The following is a 17,896-nucleotide window of genomic DNA, read 5'->3' on the forward strand; positions in this document are numbered from 1 at the left end:
GCCTGTTGTCCGCCTACGGTCGGATCAGCACAGCCGCTGATCAGTCCGTAGTCGGAGAGCGACGGTGAGCACATGCGTGAGGTCGATGTCGCGATAATCGGGGCCGGCCCCACCGGCCTCTTCGCGGCCTACTACGCCGGCTTCCGTGGGCTGTCGGTCGCGGTCATCGACGTGCTACCCGAGCCGGGCGGACAGGTCACCGCGATGTACCCGGAGAAGGTCATCTACGACGTCGCCGGGTTCCCGTCGATCAAGGGCCGCGACCTGGTCGCCAACCTGGTCACCCAGGCCGCGTCCTTCAACCCGGAATACCTGCTCGGGGTACGCGCGGAGAAGCTGTCGTACCTGGACGGCAAGCCGGTGCTCAGCCTCGCCAACGGCGACATCCTGCACTGCGGCGCGATCATCGTCACCGCCGGGCTGGGCAGCTTCACGCCCCGCCCGCTGCCGGCCGCCGAGAACTTCGTCGGCAGCGGCATCGTCTTCTTCGTACCGCACCTGGCCGATCTCGCCGGCCAGGACGTGCTGATCGTCGGCGGCGGCGACTCCGCCTTCGACTGGGCGCTGGCGCTGCAACCCCTGGCCCGGTCGGTCACCCTGGTGCACCGCCGGGAGAGGTTCCGGGCCCACGCCGCCACCGTCGACCGGGTACGCGAGCTGCCGGTACGCATCGTGGTCAACGCCGAGGTGACGACCCTGCACGGCGAGGGCGCGGTGACCGGGGCGGAGATCGCGGTCAAGGGTGGCCCGACCGAAACGATCCCGGTCGACACCGTGGTCGCCGCGTTGGGCTTCACCGCCGACCTCGGCCCGCTGACCGAGTGGGGCCTCGACCTCGACAAGCGGCACATCCTGGTCGACAGCACCATGGTCACCAACCTGCCCCGGGTCTTCTCCGCCGGTGACATCACCGAATATCCGGGCAAGGTCCGGCTGATCGCCACCGGCTTCGGCGAGGCGGCGACGGCGGTGAACAACGCCGCCGTGGTGATCAACCCGGCCGCGCACCTCTTCCCCGGTCACTCCTCCGACGCGGGCTGACCCGGCTCGTCGGGCCGATCCGGCTCGTCGGGTAGGCCGGCCAGGTCGGCCATCAGCCGCATCTGGTGGTCGAAGTACGCCGCGTAGTCCTCGACCACCCCCTGGGCGAGCCGGCCGAACACCTCGAAGCTGACCAGGCCGAAGAGCTGGCTCCAGGCGGCCATGCAGCGGACGAGCTGCTCCTCGGTGAGTACCCCGGGACGTTGCTGGAGCAGCCGGGCCAGGTCGGCGCGGACCGGGGGCGGCACCGGGGTGGCGTCGGGTGGGGCGAGCCGGCCGGCGGCGGCCCCGTCGACCATGATCTCGACCAGGGCGTAGACCACCCGCTGGGCCGGGACGACGGTCTCGGCCGGGGCGGCGTAGCCGGGCACCGGGCTGCCGTACAGCAGCGCGTACTCGGCGGGGTGTGCGAGTGACCAGGCCCGTACGGCGTGGCTCACCCCCAGCCAGCGTCCGCGCAGGTCGTGCCGGTCGACCGCCGCGTCACCCGCCTCGGCCGCGTCGCCGAGCGCCTGGTACGCCTCCACGATCAGCACGGTGAGCAGCGCGTCCCGGCTCGGGAAGTACCGGTAGACGGCCGACGAGACCATGCCGAGGTCCCGGGCGACGGCCCGGAGCGAGAGGTTGCCGCCCTCGGTCGCGAGGTGCCGCCGGGCGACCGCCTTGATCTCCTCGGTCATCTCGGCGCGGACCCGGGCCCGGATCGATGGTGCGGACATGCCGCCACCCTGCCACACCCCGGCGGTCTGCCGAGCGCACCGGTGCCGAATGTGAGCGCCGGACAAAAACGAGAGCGGTGCTCTTGACGGCGCGGCCGTCGGAGGGCAGGCTGTGGAAGCCAGGCGAGAGCACTGCTCTCGAAGCAGAGAGTTGATCTGAAAGGTGGGGTGGATGGCACTCCAGGTGATCGTCGGCGCCGGCCCGGTCGGCCAGGGCGTGGCCCGGCTGCTCGCCGACCTGGGCGAGCGGGTCCGGCTGGTCAGCCGCCGGGGCGGTGGACCGGAGCATCCCGGCATCGAGCGGGTCGCCGCCGACGCGACCGACCCCCGGCTGGCCGAACTGGCGCACGGGGCGGCGGCGATCTACAACTGTGCCAACCCGGCGTACCACCGCTGGGCCACCGACTGGCCGCCGATCGCCGCCGCGCTGCTGGCCGTGGCGGAACGCAGCGGGGCGGTGCTGGCGACCACCGGCAACCTGTACGGCTACGGCCCGGTGGACGGGCCGATCACCGAGAGCGCGCCACTGCGCCCGAACGGCGTGAAGGGCCGGGTCCGGGCGCGGATGTGGCAGGACGCGCTGGCCGCGCACGAGGCGGGGCGGGTCCGGGCGACCGAGGTACGCGGCTCCGACTACCTCGGTGCGGGCGCGCAGACCATCTTCACCCTGCTCGCGATGCCGAAGGTGCTGGCCGGGAAGCGGGCGAGCGTACCGGCCGACCTCGACGCCCCGCACAGTTGGACGTACGTCGGCGACGTCGCCCGTACCCTGGTCGCCGCTGCCGCCGACGAGCGGGCCTGGGGACGGCCCTGGCACGTACCCGGTCAGCCGCCGGTCTCGATCCGGGCGCTGGCGACCCGGCTCGCCGAGCTGGCCGGCGCCCCGGCGCCGCGACTCACCTCGATGCCGCCCGCGCTGCTCTGGCTCGGCGGGCTCTTCGACCCGACGGCGCGGGAGCTGCGGGAGACGGCGTACCAGTTCCGCCGGCCGTTCGTGCTGGACTCCTCGGCGGCGACCGCGACGTTCGGCATCGAGCCGACCGGGCTGGACACCGCGCTCCGGGAGACCGCCGGACTCGCCCCGGCGGTCTCCCGCTGATAGGCCGACCCGTCCGGGGCGATCCGGCCCGAGGCTACTCCTGCTCGGCCAGGGGACGGCCGTCGAAGTCGATCGCCGAATAGAGCGCCAGCTTCTCCAGCCGGTGGTACGAGTCGATCACCCGGATCGTGCCGCTCTTGGAGCGCATCACGATCGACTGGGTGTACGCCCCACCGGCCCGGTAGCGGACCCCGCGCAGCAGGTCGCCGGAGGTGATCCCGGTGGCCACGAAGAAGGCGTTGTCCCCGGTCACCAGGTCGTCGGTGTGCAGTACCCGGCTCAGGTCGTGCCCGGCGGCGAGCGCCTTCTCCCGCTCCTCGTCGTCGCGGGGCCAGAGCTTGGCCTGCATCGCCCCGCCCATGCACTTCAGCGCGCAGGCGGCGGTGATGCCCTCCGGGGTGCCGCCGATCCCCATCAGCACGTCGACGCCGGACTCGCCCCGGGCGGCGGCGATGGCCCCGGCGATGTCGCCGTCGGAGATGAACTGGATCCCGGCACCGACCCGGCGGATCTGTTGCACCAGTTCCTTGTGCCGGGGGCGGTCGAGCACGCAGACCGTGACGTCGGAGACCTCGGTCCCCTTGACCTTGGCGATCCGGCGCAGGTTCTCGGCCACCCCGGCGTTGATGTCGACGACGTCCGCGTAGACCGGGCCGACCGCGAGCTTCTCCATGTAGAAGACGGCACTCGGGTCGAACATCGCGCCGCGTTCGGCCACCGCGAGCACGGCCAGGGCGTTCGGCATGCCCTTGCTCATCAGGGTGGTGCCGTCGATCGGGTCGACCGCCACGTCGACCTCCGGCCCGGTGCCGTCGCCGACCTGCTCACCGTTGAAGAGCATCGGGGCGTTGTCCTTCTCGCCCTCGCCGATCACCACCACCCCACGCATCGGGATCGAGTTGATCAGCTTGCGCATGGCGTCGACGGCCGCGCCGTCGCCACCCTCCTTGTCGCCCCGGCCGACCCATCGGCCGGCGGCCATCGCCGCCGCCTCGGTGACCCGGACGAGATCGAGGGCAAGGTTGCGGTCGAGGTTCTGTGGCACCCGGGTACGGGTGTTCGTCATGTCGGCTCCTCCTCGCGACACTGCGGGGTGGCCCGGCACAGCGTGGCGCGCGCCGCCGGCCTTGTCAGGAATCCTGACACGCTGGTCAACCTAACGCCGGTCGGGGGGCCGGTGGCCCGGATCGTCGGATCCGCTGGGGCGGTCCGGCCGGGGGAGCACCGTGGCGGGCCTGCCCGGCGGGGCGTTGCCGGCGAGGCTGTCAAGATAGTGGGGTGAACTCCACGCAGCCTGCCGACCGCACCCCGGACGACCAGCTCCCGGCCGATCCCGCCACGGCCGCCGCCACCCGGCCGGAGAACGCCGGGCCGAAGGGTGCCGGGCCGGAGGACGAGCAGGTGGTGCCGGCCGCGATCAGGTCACAGCGGTCGACCAGGGACGTCGTCATCTCGCTGCTGGTCCTGCTGGTGCCGATCGCGCTCCTGATCGGCTTCGGCCGGGTCGTCCTCGGTGCGGAGCAGCCGGTGGTGATCGATCCGGCCCCGGTCTTCCAGGAGGCCCGGAACGCGAACGCCTTCCCGGTCAGCGAGCCGACCGGCCTCTCCGACGACTGGCGTACCGTCACCGCCCAGTTCCGCCGGGAGGCCGCCGGTGCGACCCTGCGGCTCGGCTACCTCAGCCCGGACGGCGGTGGGGTGCAGTTGGTGCAGAGCAGCCTGCCGGCCGACGAGCTGATCCCGGCCGAGCTGACCCGGGACGGTCGGCCGCAGGGCACGGCCGAGGTGGCCGGACGCAGTTGGCAGCGGTACACGGCCCGCCCCGGCGAGTCGGCCCTGGTGCTGCTGGAGCCCGGCCGGACGGTGCTGGTGGTCGGTCGGGTGCCCGAGCGTGACCTGCGCCAGATCGTCGCCGCCATGCGGTAGTCGTCCCCTCCCGGTACGCTGCGTGCCTAAGCGTCACGGGTGGGCGGATGCCCGCCGGGCACTCTCTGGGGAGGATCGACAGTGACATTCCGACGGTGGAGCGTCGCCACGCTCGCGGCGGTGGCCCTGTTCACGCCGGCTCTGACCGCCTGCGGGGGCGAGGGCACCGAGCCGGAGGCGTCCGGTTCAGCGGCACCGGCGATCCCGGCGGACGCCAAGGAGGCGCTGCTCGCGTCGACCAAGGAGATCACCAAGGGTAACTTCAAGTTCAGCATGACGGGCGCGGATCTCGACGGCCAGGGCTTCGTGCACCAGCCGAGCCAGAGCGCCCAGATGACGATGAAGGCCGGCAACGACGAGTTCTCGATGGACATGGAGATCGTCTACATCAAGCCGGACAGCTGGGTGAAGATGACGATCGAGGGTGCCGAGGGCGTACCGGGGCTGGAGAAACTGAACTCCGGCAAGTACCAGCACCTGGACCAGTCCAAGATCACGGGCGCCCGGGGGCTCGGCTTCGACTTCACCGACGTCGACCCGGCCGGCAGCGAGGCGCTGACCAAGGCCATCGTCGACGTGCAGAAGACCGCCGAGGGCGCGTACAGCGGCACGATCGACCTGACCAAGGCCACCGGCGCCGGCATGGTCGACGAGGACGCGGTCAAGCTGCTCGGCGCCGAGGCGACCAAGCTGCCGTTCGAGGCCAAGCTCGACACGCAGGGCCGGCTCAGCTCGCTGACCATCCAGCTGCCGGCGGTCGGCGGCGGCAAGGCGCAGGAACTGAAGGTCGGCTACTCCGACTACGGCGCGGCGAGCCCGGCCAAGGCGCCGCCGGCGGCCGAGGTCGTGGAGGCGTCGCCGGAGACGTACGAGCTGTTCAACAAGTGAGTACCGGTGCCGGGTGGGGTGGCCGCGGCCGCTCCGCCCGGCACCCGGGTGCGATCCACGCCCGGCGGTCGGCCCTGAGCGGACTCGACGGTCAGCCCTGAGCGGACTGGGCGGTCAGCCCTGGCCGCTCTCCCGGGCCTGCCGGACGGTGTCGATCCGCTGCCGGGCGCCGTCGAGCCAGCCCTGGCAGATCTCGGCCAGCCGCTCACCCCGCTCCCAGAGCGCCAGCGACTCCTCCAGCGAGGTGCCGCCGGCCTCCAGCCGCTCGACCACCGTGGCCAGCTCGGCCCGGGCCTGCTCGTAACTGAGTCCGTCGCCCGGCCCGCTCGCGCGTTCTTCCGTGTCAGTCATGGTGGCTCCCATCTCAGCACACCGCCGCCGGACGCGGCTGCGCGCACACACCCGTACGACGGCTACGGCTCGACGACCGCGCCCAGTTCGCCCTCGGCGAGACGTACCCGCAGCGGGTCACCGGCGGCGACCTCGCCGGGTGCGCGTACGACGTGCCCGTCGGCGCGCTGCACGATGGCGTACCCCCGGTGCAGGGTGGCCGCCGGGGAGAGCGCCCGCAGCCGCGCCACGGTGTGCCGCAGTTCCCCGGTCGCGGTGCCGAGCCGGTGCTCGACGCAGCGGACGGCCCGGTCCCGCAGTGCCGTCACGTCGGCGGCCCGCTGGTCGAGCAGCACCTCCGGCCGGGCCAGTGCGGGGCGGGAGCGCCAGGCGTCGAGGCGGTGCGCCTCCCGGTCGACGAGTCCGATCATGGCCCGGTCGAGCCGGTCCCGGGCCATCCGGATCAGCCGGGTCTCCTCGCCGAGATCCGGCACGATCCGCTTGGCGGCGTCGGTCGGCGTCGAGGCGCGCAGGTCGGCGACATAGTCGACCAGCGGCGCGTCCGTCTCGTGGCCGATCGCGCTGACCACCGGGGTACGGCAGCCGAAGACCGCCCGGCAGAGCGCCTCGTCGGAGAAGGGGAGCAGGTCCTCGACGCCGCCACCGCCCCGGGCCAGCACGATCACCTCGATGCTCGGGTCGGCGTCGAGCACCTTGAGCGCGTCGACGATCTGCGGTACGGCGGTCGGGCCCTGCACCGCCACGTTGACCGTACGGAACTGGACCGCCGGCCAGCGGCGCCGGGCGTTCGTCAGTACGTCCCGTTCGGCCGCCGAGGCCCGGCCGGTGATCAGGCCGATCCGGCCGGGCAGGAAGGGCGGCCGGCGCTTGCGGGACCGGTCGAAGAGCCCCTCGGCGGCGAGCAGCTTCTTCAGCTTCTCCAGCCGGGCCAGCAGTTCGCCGAGACCGACCTGCCGAATCTCGTCGGCCCGCAGGCTCAGGGTGCCGCGCGCGGCGTAGAACTCGGGCTTGGCGTGCAGCAGCACCCTGGCACCCTCGGCCAACTCCGGCGCACCGGCGTCCAGTACGTCCCGGTTGGTGGTGACGGTGAGGCTGAGGTCCGCCGACGGGTCGCGCAGGGTGAGGAAGACCGTCGCCGCGCCGGGGCGCCGGCTGAGCTGCGCCACCTGGCCGTCCACCCAGACCCAGCCCAGCTTGCCGATCCAGGCGCTCAGCTTCTGGCTGACCACCCGGACCGGCCACGGCTCGTCGGGGGTACTGCGCGGGGTGCCGGCCTCGGTCATCCGGTCAGCCTACGGCCGCCGCCGCCCGTCCCCGGTGCCGCGCCCGTCCCCGGTGCCGCGCCCGTCCCCGGTGCCGGGCCGGTCTCCGGTGCCGGGCCGGTTCCCGGTGCCGCGCCGGTCTCCCGGGTGCGGCGGTGCCCCGGCACGGCGGCCAGCGGGCGCGACCACGGGCGGAACGTAGACTGGGCGGGTGACCGAGGCTCAGGCGACACCCCAGACCGGCAAGCGCGTCCTGTTGGCCAAGCCCCGCGGCTACTGCGCCGGCGTCGACCGTGCGGTGCAGACCGTGCAGGAGGCCCTGAAGCTCTACGGGGCGCCGATCTACGTCCGCAAGCAGATCGTGCACAACAAGCACGTCGTCTCCACGCTGGAGCGGCAGGGCGCCATCTTCGTGGAGGAGAACGAGGAGGTGCCGGAGGGCTCGACCGTGATCTTCTCCGCGCACGGCGTGGCGCCGGAGGTCTACGAGCAGGCGAGGACGCGCTCGCTGAAGGCGATCGACGCCACCTGCCCGCTGGTGACGAAGGTGCACCACGAGGCCCGGCGGTTCGCGGCGGACGATTACGACATTCTGCTCATCGGTCACGAAGGGCACGAAGAGGTGATCGGCACCGCAGGCGAGGCGCCCGCGCACATCCAGCTCGTGGACGGCCCGGACGACGCCGACAAGGTGACCGTACGGGACCCGTCGAAGGTGGTCTGGCTCTCCCAGACGACCCTGTCGGTGGACGAGACGATGGAGACCGTCGCCCGGCTCAAGCGCCGGCTGCCGCTGCTCCAGTCGCCGCCCAGCGACGACATCTGCTACGCCACCCAGAACCGCCAGCACGTGGTCAAGGAGATCGCCGCCGACTGTGACGTGGTGATCGTGGTCGGGTCCCGCAACTCGTCGAACTCGGTCCGGCTGGTCGAGGTGGCGGTGGACGCCGGTGCCCGGGCCGGCTACCTGGTCGACTACGCCTCCGAGATCTCCGACGAGTGGCTGGTCGGGGCCAACACGGTCGGCCTGACCTCCGGGGCGAGCGTCCCCGACGACCTGGTCATGGAGGTGCTCGACCACCTCGCCGCGCGCGGCTTCGCCGACGTGACCGAGGTGACCACCGCCGACGAGCGGCTCACCTTCTCGCTGCCGCAGGAGCTGAAGCGCGACATGAAGGCCGCGGCGGCCAAGGCGGCGGCCCAGCAGGCGGACCCGTCACTCGCGACGAGCGCCGCGAACGGCTGACCGGACGCATTCGCGGCGAGCGCCACGACCGGCTGACCGCGTACTCGCGGCGAGCGCCGCGACCGGCTGACCGCGTACTCGCGGCGAGCGCCGCGACCGGCTGAGCGCCGGCCGCTCGGCGTGGCCGCGGGCGCCAGCGCCGTCCGGCCGCCGCCGCACGCACCCTCACCTGGACACCAGATGCGTTATCGGTAGGCGGTAACGCATCTGATGTCCAGGTCGGTTACCTCAGTGACGCTGCGAGACGACTCCGGCAGCATCGGATGGGACGGTGGTACGGCATGGCGTGGAACGGGCGGTCCGGCGTACCCGTCGGATCTGTCATGACGACGCGCTGGATGGCCGGCGCCGTGCTCGCCGCCGGGTTGGCCCTCGCCGGCTGCGCGGACTCCGGCTCGACACCGCCCAACGGATCAGGAGGAAGCCCGGTGACCGTCTCCCCCTCGCCGGAGCCGACCGCTTCCCCCGGCCCGTCCGGCCCCGATCCGTCCGGCCCCGGCCCGACGCACCCCGGACCGACGAACCCCGGCAACCCGAGCGTGGACCCGGGGACTCCGACGGGACCGCCGCGCGGCGGGGCGGCACCGAGCGGTACGACCACGCTGAGCGGTACGGTCCGGGCCGGTGTCGAGCCGAACTGTCTGCTGCTCGACAACTACCTGCTGGTTGGCGGGCCCCGGGACGTGATCGCCGCCGGAGCCCGGGTGACGGTCGTCGGCGAGGTACGCGCCGATCTGATGACCACCTGCCAGCAGGGGATCCCGTTCCAGGTGCAGAGCGCGACCCGGAGCTGACCGCCGTCAGTGGCGGAATCAGGGAGCTGACCGAGGCGCCGGCGCTCGCCTTCGGCCCCACCGCCTGGCGGGCCTTCGTGGCCCAGGTCGACCGACGCGGGTAGTACACCGCCACAGACGGCCAAAGCGGGTAGTACACCGCCACAGACAGCCGAAGCGGGGCCGGTCCCAGGTGGGGACCGGCCCCGCTTCGGTTCAGCGGATCGTCGTCGGGGTCAGTTCACCGCGTCGACAAGCACCAGGGCGTCGCCGACCACGGCACCGTCCACGGTGACCACCCGCATCTCGCCGGAGAGCTGCCGCCCGGCGGCCGGAGCCGTCAGCGCGGTCACCGAACCGGTGATGGTGGTGCTGTCCTGGTACGCCAGCGACTCGTAGTTCGCCGGAGTCGACAGGTTGCCGAGGGCCGGGGAGAAGAAGACGTCCCGGTAGTCGAGCTGGGTGGTCCCGGCCGGCACCGAGTACCCCTCGATCTCGATCTCGTACGTCCCCGCCGCCGGGTTGGCCAGCGAGACCGACTCCTCCGAGTCACCGTCGGCGTCGTACGCCACCCGCACGCCGTCCTTGTAGACGTAGAGGTCGAGGTCGGCACCGGCGTCGCTGGTGTTGCCGATCGCGACGTCGAGCCGGCTCGCCCCGGCCGGTACCGCCACCTCGTAGCTGAGCACCTCGTGGTGTGCGATGGTCGGCCGGGTCTCCCGGGTGCTGCCGAGCGGCCCACCCGACCCGGTGACGACGACCGGACCGAACTCGTTGGTCAGCTCCCAGCTGACCGGGGTCGGCTCACCGGCCGGCACGCTGAGCAGCTCGGTCACGTCCGGGGTGACCTCGACGCCCTGCACCCGGGCCTGGATCTGGTACGGGTTGCCGAGCAGCGGCGACGTACGCCGCGACTCGACCTCGATCTCCCACACCCCCGGGATCGGGTTGTCGTACGACCGCTCCTCCGGCTTGCACGCGGCGGCGTCGGAGAAGTTGGTGAAGCAGGCCGTGCTGGCGGTCGGGTCCACCGGGATGCCCCACGGGTTGATCGCGATGAACCGGGTCTGCGAGCCGGGGGCGATGCCGGTCAGGTTGACCTGCAACGAACCCGCGCCCTCCGGCACGGTGACGAAGTACGTCTTGAAGAGGTTGCGGTCAACGTTGCCGGCGGCCGAGAAGGAGAAGTTCTTCTTCTTCGGCACCTCGGCGATGGTGACCGCGTTCATGAATTCGAAGTCCACCGCCGGGGTCGCCGGGTCGTCGACCTCGACGATCGCACTGTGCACCCCGACGCCCGCCTTCGCCTCGACGCTGAACGTCACCGCCTTGCCGAGTGGCAGGTCGAGGTGTGCCGGCAGGTTGCCGAAGACGTTGCCGGTGTTGCCGACCAGCCGCAGGTCGTGCCGGACGGTCCCCTTCGGGCCGCTGTTCCGGGTCACCTTCACCTTGTAGCTCTTCGCCACGTTCGGCTTCTGCCCGCCGGCACCGACGGCGCAGCGGTTGTAGATGCCGGTACCCCGGAACGGGGTGGCCAGCATGCCGGCCAGCGGCGTGCAGACCGGGGCGTCGACCGTGTAGCCCCGGGTCTCCAGCGCGGCACCGGCCAGCAGTTGCCAGGCGGCCGGGACGTTGAGCTGCCCGTTGCCCTGGCCGTGCGCCGGTACCCCGTCGATCCAGGACGCCGACGAGTAGATCGCCCGGCGCAGCGCGGCGGTGGTGACCAGCTTGCGGTTCGCCTTGGCGGCCGAGAGCAGCAGCGCGAGGCCGCCGGTCACCTGCGGCGCGGACATCGAGGTGCCGTTGATCATCTGGTACCCCGGCGGCAGCGGGTAGCCCGCCTCGGGCACCGGGTTGCCCGGCAGCCAGAGCGGGGTGGTGGAGATCGCCGACCCCGGCGCGGTGATGTTCGGCTTGAACCCGCCGTCCTCCCGCGGACCGCGCGAGGAGAAGTAGAGCAGCTGGTACGGCGTGCGGGTCTCCGAGCCGTAGTTGGCGAGGTAGGTCTCCTGGCTGATCCCGGCGGCGACGCTGACGATGTTGGTCACCGTGGAGGGGTCGCCGATGGTGTTGATGCCGGGGCCGGAGTTGCCGGCCGAGAAGACGAGCTGCACGCCGAGTTCGTTGACGATCCGGTCGTACAGCTCGGCCCGCAGGTCACTGCCGTCGTTCATCGGGCCGAGGCCGCCGATCGAGATGTTGACCACGTCGACGTCCCGGTTGACCACCAGCTCGACCATGCCGTCGGTGAGCGCGGCGAAGGTGCAGCCGCCGCCCCAACTGCACGCCCGGGCGGAGACCAGCTTGGCGCCGGGCGCCCCACCGTCCAGGTTGGCGTTGCCGAGCATGTCGTTCGCGGCGGTGATGCCGGCGACGTGCGAGCCGTGCGGGTCCTCGACCACGCCGATGTTGACGAAGTCGTACGCGCCCGGCAGGCCGGCCGGGGTGGTGTCCACGTCCTCGCGGAACTCGACCACGAACGGGGTCTGGTCGCGTACCGGGGTCTCCGGCCGGTCGGTGCCGAAGTGGCCCACGTCGTAGCGCTCGGCGTACGGGCGCATCACCGGGTCGTCGGTGAAGTTCCGGTTCCCGTTGGCGTCGACCCGGATGTCGTGGCTCGCCGGGTCGTAGAGGATGCCGAACAGGTCGCTGGTGTCGCCGTCCCGGTTGATGTCGCCGCCCGGCGCGCTGCCCGCGGTGATCGACTCGGCGAACCGGTTGATCCGGTACGTCCCGGCCGGCGCGGTCCAGGTGGCACCCGCGTAGCTGAAGCTCGGGCCGGTCACCTCGTCGCGCATGATCCGCCAGGTGGCGTCACCGTCGAAGATCGGGTCGGTGGCGGTGAACCAGTCGGCGATCTTGCGCTCACCGGTCGAGGTGGTCTGCAACGCCGGGTGGTCGAGGTCGACCCCGGTGTCCATGATGCCGATCGTGACGCCCCGGCCGTCCCAACTCGGATGCGCGGCCTTGAAGTCCACCGCACCGATCTCGTGGGTCGGCATGTAGGGGTTCTTGGCCGGCGTGTCGGCACCCGGTCCGCTCACCGCCGCCTTCGCCCGGGCCTGGGCCTGTGCGCGGGCCGGGGTCGGCTCGGGCTTCGGCAGCTCGACCTTCTCGTCCAGGTCGACCGCGGCGACGCCGGGCAGCGCGGCGGCGGCCGGCACGGCCGAGGTCGGCACGCTGGCGCGGAGGTAACCGACCTCGTCGGCCCGCTTGGCGATGATGCCGCCGAGCTTGCGCAGCCCCGAGACGACGGCGCCGGAGCGTCCCTTGTCGGCGGCGATCAGCAGCGTCACCCGGGCTTCCTTGCGGGACTTCGCCTCGGCGAGGAGTTCCAGGTCGCGCGGACCCAGGATGTCGGTGGGATCGGTCTTCAGGGTTTCCGGGGCGGCGGTCGGATCGGCGCTCGCCGGGTTGGCACCGGTGGCCAGGGTCAGGCCGCTCAGGACCAGGGCCGAGGCGAGTACCCCGGCCGAGGTCCGTCGACGCCACGTGCGGGATCTACTCACGTTCGTGTCCTTCGGGAGAACAGGCCCTGGAAGGCAGGGCACACGTGACCGGAATCCTCGGACGCCGTACGCATGCCTGTCACTATCGCGCTGCGCGTTGTGACCACCCCGTGATCTGTGTGGACCGATCGGCGGGCCGGCGGCGCGGATCAGCGTCGATGACCGGCTGAACGCCGGTTCCGATCTGGACGATCAGAGCTGGGGCGACCGGGGGATCTCCAGTTGCCGGGCGGCCGGCGGGTCGACCAGCTCGGGCGCCTGCGGCTGGCGCGGCGCCGTCTCGACCTGCGGCGGCACCGGCAGCTCGTCGCCGGCCACGCCCAGCTCGGCGAGCTTGCGCGCGCTGACCAGCACCCGGGCCTCCAGCGAACCCACCGCCCGGTTGTACGCGGTCACCGCCCCACCCAGCGCCCCGCCCAGCTTGGAGACGTGCTCGCCGAGGGTGCCGAGCCGGCCGTACAGCTCGCGGGCCAGCGCGTGCACCGCCACCGCGTTGCGGGCCAGCGCCTCCTGCCGCCACGAGTACGCGACCGTACGCAGCAGCGCCACCAGGGTCGCCGGGGTGGCCAGCACCACGTTGCGGGCGAACGCGTGCTCCAGCAGCGTCGGGTCGCGTTGCAGCGCCACGTCGAGGAACGGGTCCGCCGGCACGAAGAGCACCACGAACTCCGGGGACTGGTCGAAGGCGGCCCAGTAGGACTTGGCGGCCAGCGCGTCGACGTGCGCCCGCAGGTGCCGGGCGTGCGCGTCCAGGTGCCGGTCCCGGCCCTGCTCGTCCCGGGCCTCCATCGCGGTCAGGTACGCCTCGAACGGCGCCTTCGCGTCCACCACCACCGAACGGCCGCCGTGCAGCCGGACCACCAGGTCGGGGCGGACCGTCTGGTGCTCGGTCGCCGCCGTCACCTGCTCGGCGAAGTCGCAGTGCTCCAGCATGCCGGCGGCCTCCACCACCCGGCGGAGCTGGTGCTCGCCCCAGCGGCCGCGTACCTGCGGGGCGCGCAGCGCGGCGACGAGCTGCTTGGTCTCGGTACGCAGCTCGCCGGAGACCGCGGTCATCGAGCGGACCTGTTCGCGCAGCTCGGCGTACGCGTCGACCCGGTCGTGCTCCAGCTCGGCGACCCGCTGCTCGTAGCGGCGCAGCGTCTCGTGCAGCGGCGCGACCGCCCGGGCGACCGCCTCCTGCGACTGGGCGGTCGCCTCGTAGGAGAGCGCCCGCATCGACTGCTCCAACCGGCCCTCGCCCTCCCGGGTGGCGCGCAGGGTCGCGTCCAGCCGGGCGATCTCGGCGGTCGACCGCGCGGTCGCGGCGAGCCAGCCGATCACCCCGCCCGCGACGAGGCAGACGATCACCACGGCCACGGTCGAGAGGTCCACCTCACAGAGCATGCCAGGCGCCGGGCGCAGCGGCGCGAGTACTCGCCGGTGGTGGTGGGTACCGTGGGGTGATGGGCGAGGTGATCTGGTTCCTCCTGCTGGTGGTGCTGCTCGGTGCTGCGGTTCTCTGGTGGCGGCGCGAACGTGCGGCCCGGCAGGCCCGGGAACTCGCCGACGCGCGGGCCGAGGCCGGTCGCTGGTACGAGCGGCTGGGCGGGCAGTTGATGAACCTGCACGGCGACGAGCCGGCGGTCCGGCAGGCGCTGGCCGACGCGGGGGAGCGCTACAACGCCGCCGGCAGCCAGCTCGAACAGGCGCGCAGCGCCCGGCAGTACGAGCTGGCCCGGGAGACCGCCCTGGAGGGCTTGGCGTACGTCCGGGCGGCCCGGGTGGCGCTCGGCATCGACCCGGGGCCGGAACTGCCGCCGCTGGCCGCCGCCCGTGGGGTCGGTGCGGTCACCGTGCCCAGGGAGGTGCAGGTGCAGGGCGAGACGTTCCGGGCCGGGCCGAATCCGGGCTCGGCGACGCCCTACTACTACCCGGGCGGGCGGATGCAGGGCCGGCCCGTGCCGGCCGGCTGGTATTCGACGCCGTGGTGGAAGACCGGCCTGGCGGCCGGCGCCGGGGTGCTCGGCGGCATGCTGATCGCCGACGCGCTCTTCTCGCCCGCCTTCGCCGACCCCGGGTACGGCTACGACGCCGGCTACCAGGAGGGTTTCGCCGACGGCACGGACTACGGCGACGCGGGGGACGCCGGTGCCGCCGGGGACGCCGGTGCCGCCGGGGACTACGGCGGTGGCGACTTCGGTGGCGGTGACTTCGGTGGCGGTGACTTCGGTGGCGGCGACTTCGGCGGTGGGGGAGATTTCTAGCCGTACGCTCTGATTGTCCCGGCGTCTCGGCCGGCCTTCGGGTTAGCCGTCCGGCGGATGGTAGGGCTGACCGGATGGTTCTTCCCAGGGGCAGCCGGCAGAGTCGTCAACTGTGAGCGTTGAGGTGGAGACCGTAGGGAGGCGCCGGCCGGTGATCGCCGGACGCTGGGTGACCAGCCTGGCCGCGGCGGGCCTCGGGGTCGTGGCGGTGACAGTGACCGCACAGTCGATCGACCGGTTTCACTGGTGGGCCGGCTTCGTCCTGGTACCCGGAGCCCTGGTCGCGGCGTCCGGCGGACCGCTGCTGGCCCGTGGCGGCGGGCGCGCGTTCGTCGGCTACCTGCTGGCCTGCGTCGGCGGGCTGGTCTTCGCGGTCGGCGCGATGCTGATGCTCGGGGTGATGGGGCGCGGCTGGCCGTTCATGATCACCCTGCCGGGGCTGGCCGTCGCCGGCACCTATTACTGGCGGTCGCCCGACCCGCTGCCCCGGGCCTTCCACCGCACGGTGGCGTTGCTGGCGCTGAACACGGCCGCGCTCGGGGTGACCTTCCTGCTGCTGGTCAACGACGCGCTGGACTTCGGCCCGACCGGCTGGTGGGGCGCGTTCATGATGGTCGGTGGCGTGATCATCCTGGCCAACGGGCTGGAGCTGCTCCGGCACCGGATCATGTACCGGGCTCAGGCCGTCACCCTGGCCGTCGGACCGGCGGTGATCGCCTTCCTGCTCGGGCTGCGCTTCCTGCGCGACTGGCCGTTCTGACCCCGGGGGCGTCCCCCGGGGTCAGCCGTGCGTGCCGTCAACGCGTGCGTGCCGTCAACGCGTGCGTGCCGTCAACGCGTGCGTGCCGTCAACGGGGAGTCGCGTCACCGGGGGGCAGCCCCCGTCAGCGGGGGAGCCGCCAGGTGAGGCCGTGGCCGTATGGGTAGCGGACCGCCGTCGGGTCGGCCGGGTCCGGGACGCTGACCGGCAGCTTGCCGCGCGGCGCGACCTCGCCGACGAGTACCCGGGTCAGCGCCTCCATCGACGCCTTCGTGTAGCCGAAGGTGACGAGCTGGGTCGGTACGTCGTCGAAGTGCCCGACGTCGTAGGCGTCCCGTACCGCGACCACCACGACCGGCCGGCCGGTGGCGGCCAGCGCGTGCACCAGCTTCTGCTGCCGGGCGTTCGGGTCGGTGACGGTGGTGTCGAAGGACTTCTGGGTCAGCACGATCGTCAGGTCGTTGGCCTGGGCGGCGGCCACCGCCTCGGCGATCTTCGCGTCGTTCGGCAGCCCGGTCGGCAGCGCGGTGGTCCGGTTGCCCCGGGCGGCCAGCCCCGCGGCGAGGGTGCCGACGTTGTCGAAGGCGCCGGAGTTCCAGCCGGTGACCAGCACCGACCGGTCGGCCCTCGGCAGCGGCAGCAGCTTCGCGTCGTTGCGGACCGCGGTCACGGTACGGTCGGTGATCTTCCGTAGCTCGGTCTGGTGGGCGGGCTGCCCGACCACCCGCTCGGCGGCGGCCGGGTCGACCGGCGGCACCCCGTCGAGTACGCCCCGGCGCTGCTTGAGGGTGAGGATCCGGCGTACCGACTGGTCGATCCGGGCCTCGGTGAGTTCACCGGAGGCGACGGCGGCGAGCACGGAGTTGACCGCCAGGTCGAGGTTCGGCGGCATCAGCAGCAGGTCGGCGCCGGCCTTGAGGGCGAGCACCGGGACCCGGTCGTCGCCGTACTGCTGGCGTACCCCGGCCATGCCGAGCGAGTCGGTCACCACCACGCCCCGGAAGCCGAGCCGGTCCCGGAGCAGCCCGGTGAGGATCGGCGCGGAGAGCGTGGCCGGGTCGCCCGAGTCGTCCAGCGACGGTACGACGATGTGCGCCGTCATGATGGTGTCGACCCCGGCCGCGATGGCGGCCCGGAACGGCGGTTCGTCGAGCCGCTGCCACTCGTCCCGGGTGTGGTGGATCACCGGCAGCGCGGTGTGGCTGTCGTCCCGGGTGTCGCCGTGTCCGGGGAAGTGCTTGGCGGCCACGCTCACCCCGGCGCCGGCCTGGAAGCCGACCACCTGGGCGGCGGTCATCCCGGCCACCAGCAGCGGGTCGGAGCCGAAGGAACGTACCCCGATCACCGGGTTGGCCGGGTTGACGTTGACGTCGGCCGACGGCGCCCAGGCCTGCTGGACGCCGACCGCCCGCAACTCCCGTCCGGTGATCCGGGCGGCGGTGAACGCGTCGACCAGGCTGCGTCCGGCGCCGAGCGCCATGTTGCCGGGGAAGAGGGTGGCCGGGGCCGGCAGCCGCTGCACGATGCCGTGCTCCTGGTCGGTGGAGATGAGCAGCGGGATCCGGGGGGCGTTGGCGGCGGCGCTCGCCTGGAGCCCGTTGGAGAGCGCGGCGATCTGCCGGGGCGAGTCGAGGTTGTGCGACCAGGTGAAGTAGATGACCCCGCCGAGGTGGTATTTCGCCACCACCTCGGCCCCGGTCTCCACCCCGTAGGCCTGCCGGTTGGCGGCGGCGTCGGCCGCGCTCGGCGCGGTGGCGGAGCCGCCGTAGACGTAGGTGGCGAAGAGCTGGCCGACCTTCTCCGGCAGGCTCATCCGGGCGATCAACCGGTCCACCGTGGACGACGACGCCCCGCTGGACGGTGCGGTCAGGTGGGGCGGTGCGGCCTGGGCGGGCGGGCTGGCGCCGCCGGCGAGGAGCAGGGCGACCGTGACGCTTGATGCCAGTAGCCGGGACCGCATGGCACCTCCAGGTGATTCATCAGACCCTATAAATTAGTCCGCCCCGCCGTCTCGGGCAAGAAGCTTCTCTGTTATTGCCAAGGTCGAAGGAAACCTTCATCCTGGTCGTGGCGGCC

The 17,896-nt window shown here is 72.7% G+C and carries 15 protein-coding genes; 8 read left to right on the plus strand and 7 right to left on the minus strand.

The genetic code is table 11. The features are described from left to right. The first annotated feature begins 72 nt into the window (after positions 1-72). On the plus strand, positions 73-1,041 hold the full coding sequence (locus C6361_RS35340) for an NAD(P)/FAD-dependent oxidoreductase (protein ID WP_107257826.1): 969 nt from the start codon (positions 73-75) through the stop codon (positions 1,039-1,041). Here C6361_RS35340 and C6361_RS35345 read toward each other — a convergent pair. Continuing rightward, positions 1,020-1,760: a TetR/AcrR family transcriptional regulator gene (locus tag C6361_RS35345; RefSeq protein WP_107271383.1), complete on the minus strand. Its 741-nt coding sequence runs from the start codon at positions 1,758-1,760 to the stop codon at positions 1,020-1,022. The genes C6361_RS35340 and C6361_RS35345 overlap by 22 nt on opposite strands. A 172-nt stretch (positions 1,761-1,932) precedes the next feature. Here C6361_RS35345 and C6361_RS35350 point away from each other — a divergent pair, with 172 nt between their 5' ends. Beyond that, a complete protein-coding gene (locus tag C6361_RS35350; RefSeq protein ID WP_107270480.1) occupies positions 1,933-2,859 on the plus strand; it encodes an NAD-dependent epimerase/dehydratase family protein in 927 nt (308 codons plus the stop codon). Positions 2,860-2,893: 34 nt separating this feature from the next. On the opposite strand, the gene glpX is transcribed toward C6361_RS35350, so the two are convergent. Beyond that, a complete protein-coding gene (glpX, locus tag C6361_RS35355; protein WP_107270481.1) occupies positions 2,894-3,925 on the minus strand; it encodes a class II fructose-bisphosphatase in 1,032 nt (343 codons plus the stop codon). A gap of 212 nt (positions 3,926-4,137) precedes the next feature. Between glpX and C6361_RS35360 the strand changes: the two genes are divergently transcribed. Further along, positions 4,138-4,785, plus strand: a complete 648-nt coding sequence (locus C6361_RS35360; RefSeq protein ID WP_107270482.1) for a DUF4245 domain-containing protein — start codon at positions 4,138-4,140, stop codon at positions 4,783-4,785. Positions 4,786-4,866: 81 nt separating this feature from the next. Continuing rightward, positions 4,867-5,673: a hypothetical protein gene (locus C6361_RS35365; protein ID WP_107270483.1), complete on the plus strand. Its 807-nt coding sequence runs from the start codon at positions 4,867-4,869 to the stop codon at positions 5,671-5,673. A 114-nt stretch (positions 5,674-5,787) separates the two neighbouring features. Here the strand turns inward: C6361_RS35365 and C6361_RS35370 are convergent, their stop codons facing one another. Further along, positions 5,788-6,024 carry an exodeoxyribonuclease VII small subunit gene (locus tag C6361_RS35370; RefSeq protein ID WP_107257831.1) on the minus strand — a complete coding sequence of 79 codons (237 nt, stop codon included), beginning with the start codon at positions 6,022-6,024 and terminating at the stop codon, positions 5,788-5,790. A 62-nt stretch (positions 6,025-6,086) separates the two neighbouring features. Continuing rightward, positions 6,087-7,307: an exodeoxyribonuclease VII large subunit gene (xseA, locus tag C6361_RS35375; RefSeq protein WP_107257832.1), complete on the minus strand. Its 1,221-nt coding sequence runs from the start codon at positions 7,305-7,307 to the stop codon at positions 6,087-6,089. Between the two features lie 190 nt (positions 7,308-7,497). Between xseA and C6361_RS35385 the strand changes: the two genes are divergently transcribed. Next, positions 7,498-8,532, plus strand: a complete 1,035-nt coding sequence (locus tag C6361_RS35385; protein WP_107270484.1) for a 4-hydroxy-3-methylbut-2-enyl diphosphate reductase — start codon at positions 7,498-7,500, stop codon at positions 8,530-8,532. A gap of 323 nt (positions 8,533-8,855) precedes the next feature. Then, positions 8,856-9,326, plus strand: coding sequence for a hypothetical protein (locus C6361_RS35390; RefSeq protein WP_234359196.1), 471 nt, complete (start codon positions 8,856-8,858; stop codon positions 9,324-9,326). A gap of 215 nt (positions 9,327-9,541) precedes the next feature. On the opposite strand, the gene C6361_RS35395 is transcribed toward C6361_RS35390, so the two are convergent. Together C6361_RS35395 and rmuC are read right to left on the minus strand one after the other, a co-directional pair. Then, complete coding sequence (locus C6361_RS35395) at positions 9,542-12,814, minus strand: S8 family serine peptidase (RefSeq protein ID WP_107270485.1); 3,273 nt, start codon at positions 12,812-12,814, stop codon at positions 9,542-9,544. Between the two features lie 192 nt (positions 12,815-13,006). Continuing rightward, entirely contained in the window at positions 13,007-14,188 is a 1,182-nt protein-coding gene (rmuC, locus tag C6361_RS35400; protein ID WP_369930999.1) for a DNA recombination protein RmuC, read from the minus strand. 71 nt (positions 14,189-14,259) lie between these two features. Here rmuC and C6361_RS35405 point away from each other — a divergent pair, with 71 nt between their 5' ends. Together C6361_RS35405 and C6361_RS35410 are read left to right on the plus strand one after the other, a co-directional pair. Further along, positions 14,260-15,060, plus strand: a complete 801-nt coding sequence (locus C6361_RS35405; RefSeq protein WP_107270486.1) for a hypothetical protein — start codon at positions 14,260-14,262, stop codon at positions 15,058-15,060. 112 nt (positions 15,061-15,172) lie between these two features. Next, positions 15,173-15,820 (plus strand): hypothetical protein, encoded by a 648-nt coding sequence (locus tag C6361_RS35410; protein WP_107257837.1) that lies wholly within the window; start codon positions 15,173-15,175, stop codon positions 15,818-15,820. A gap of 124 nt (positions 15,821-15,944) precedes the next feature. Here the strand turns inward: C6361_RS35410 and C6361_RS35415 are convergent, their stop codons facing one another. After that, the gene (locus C6361_RS35415) at positions 15,945-17,780 is read right to left on the minus strand and encodes a glycoside hydrolase family 3 protein (protein ID WP_107270487.1); all 1,836 of its coding nucleotides are present in this window, start codon (positions 17,778-17,780) and stop codon (positions 15,945-15,947) included. Between the last annotated feature and the right edge of the window lie 116 nt (positions 17,781-17,896).

This window comes from Plantactinospora sp. BC1 (assembly GCF_003030345.1).
Classification (GTDB): domain Bacteria; phylum Actinomycetota; class Actinomycetes; order Mycobacteriales; family Micromonosporaceae; genus Plantactinospora.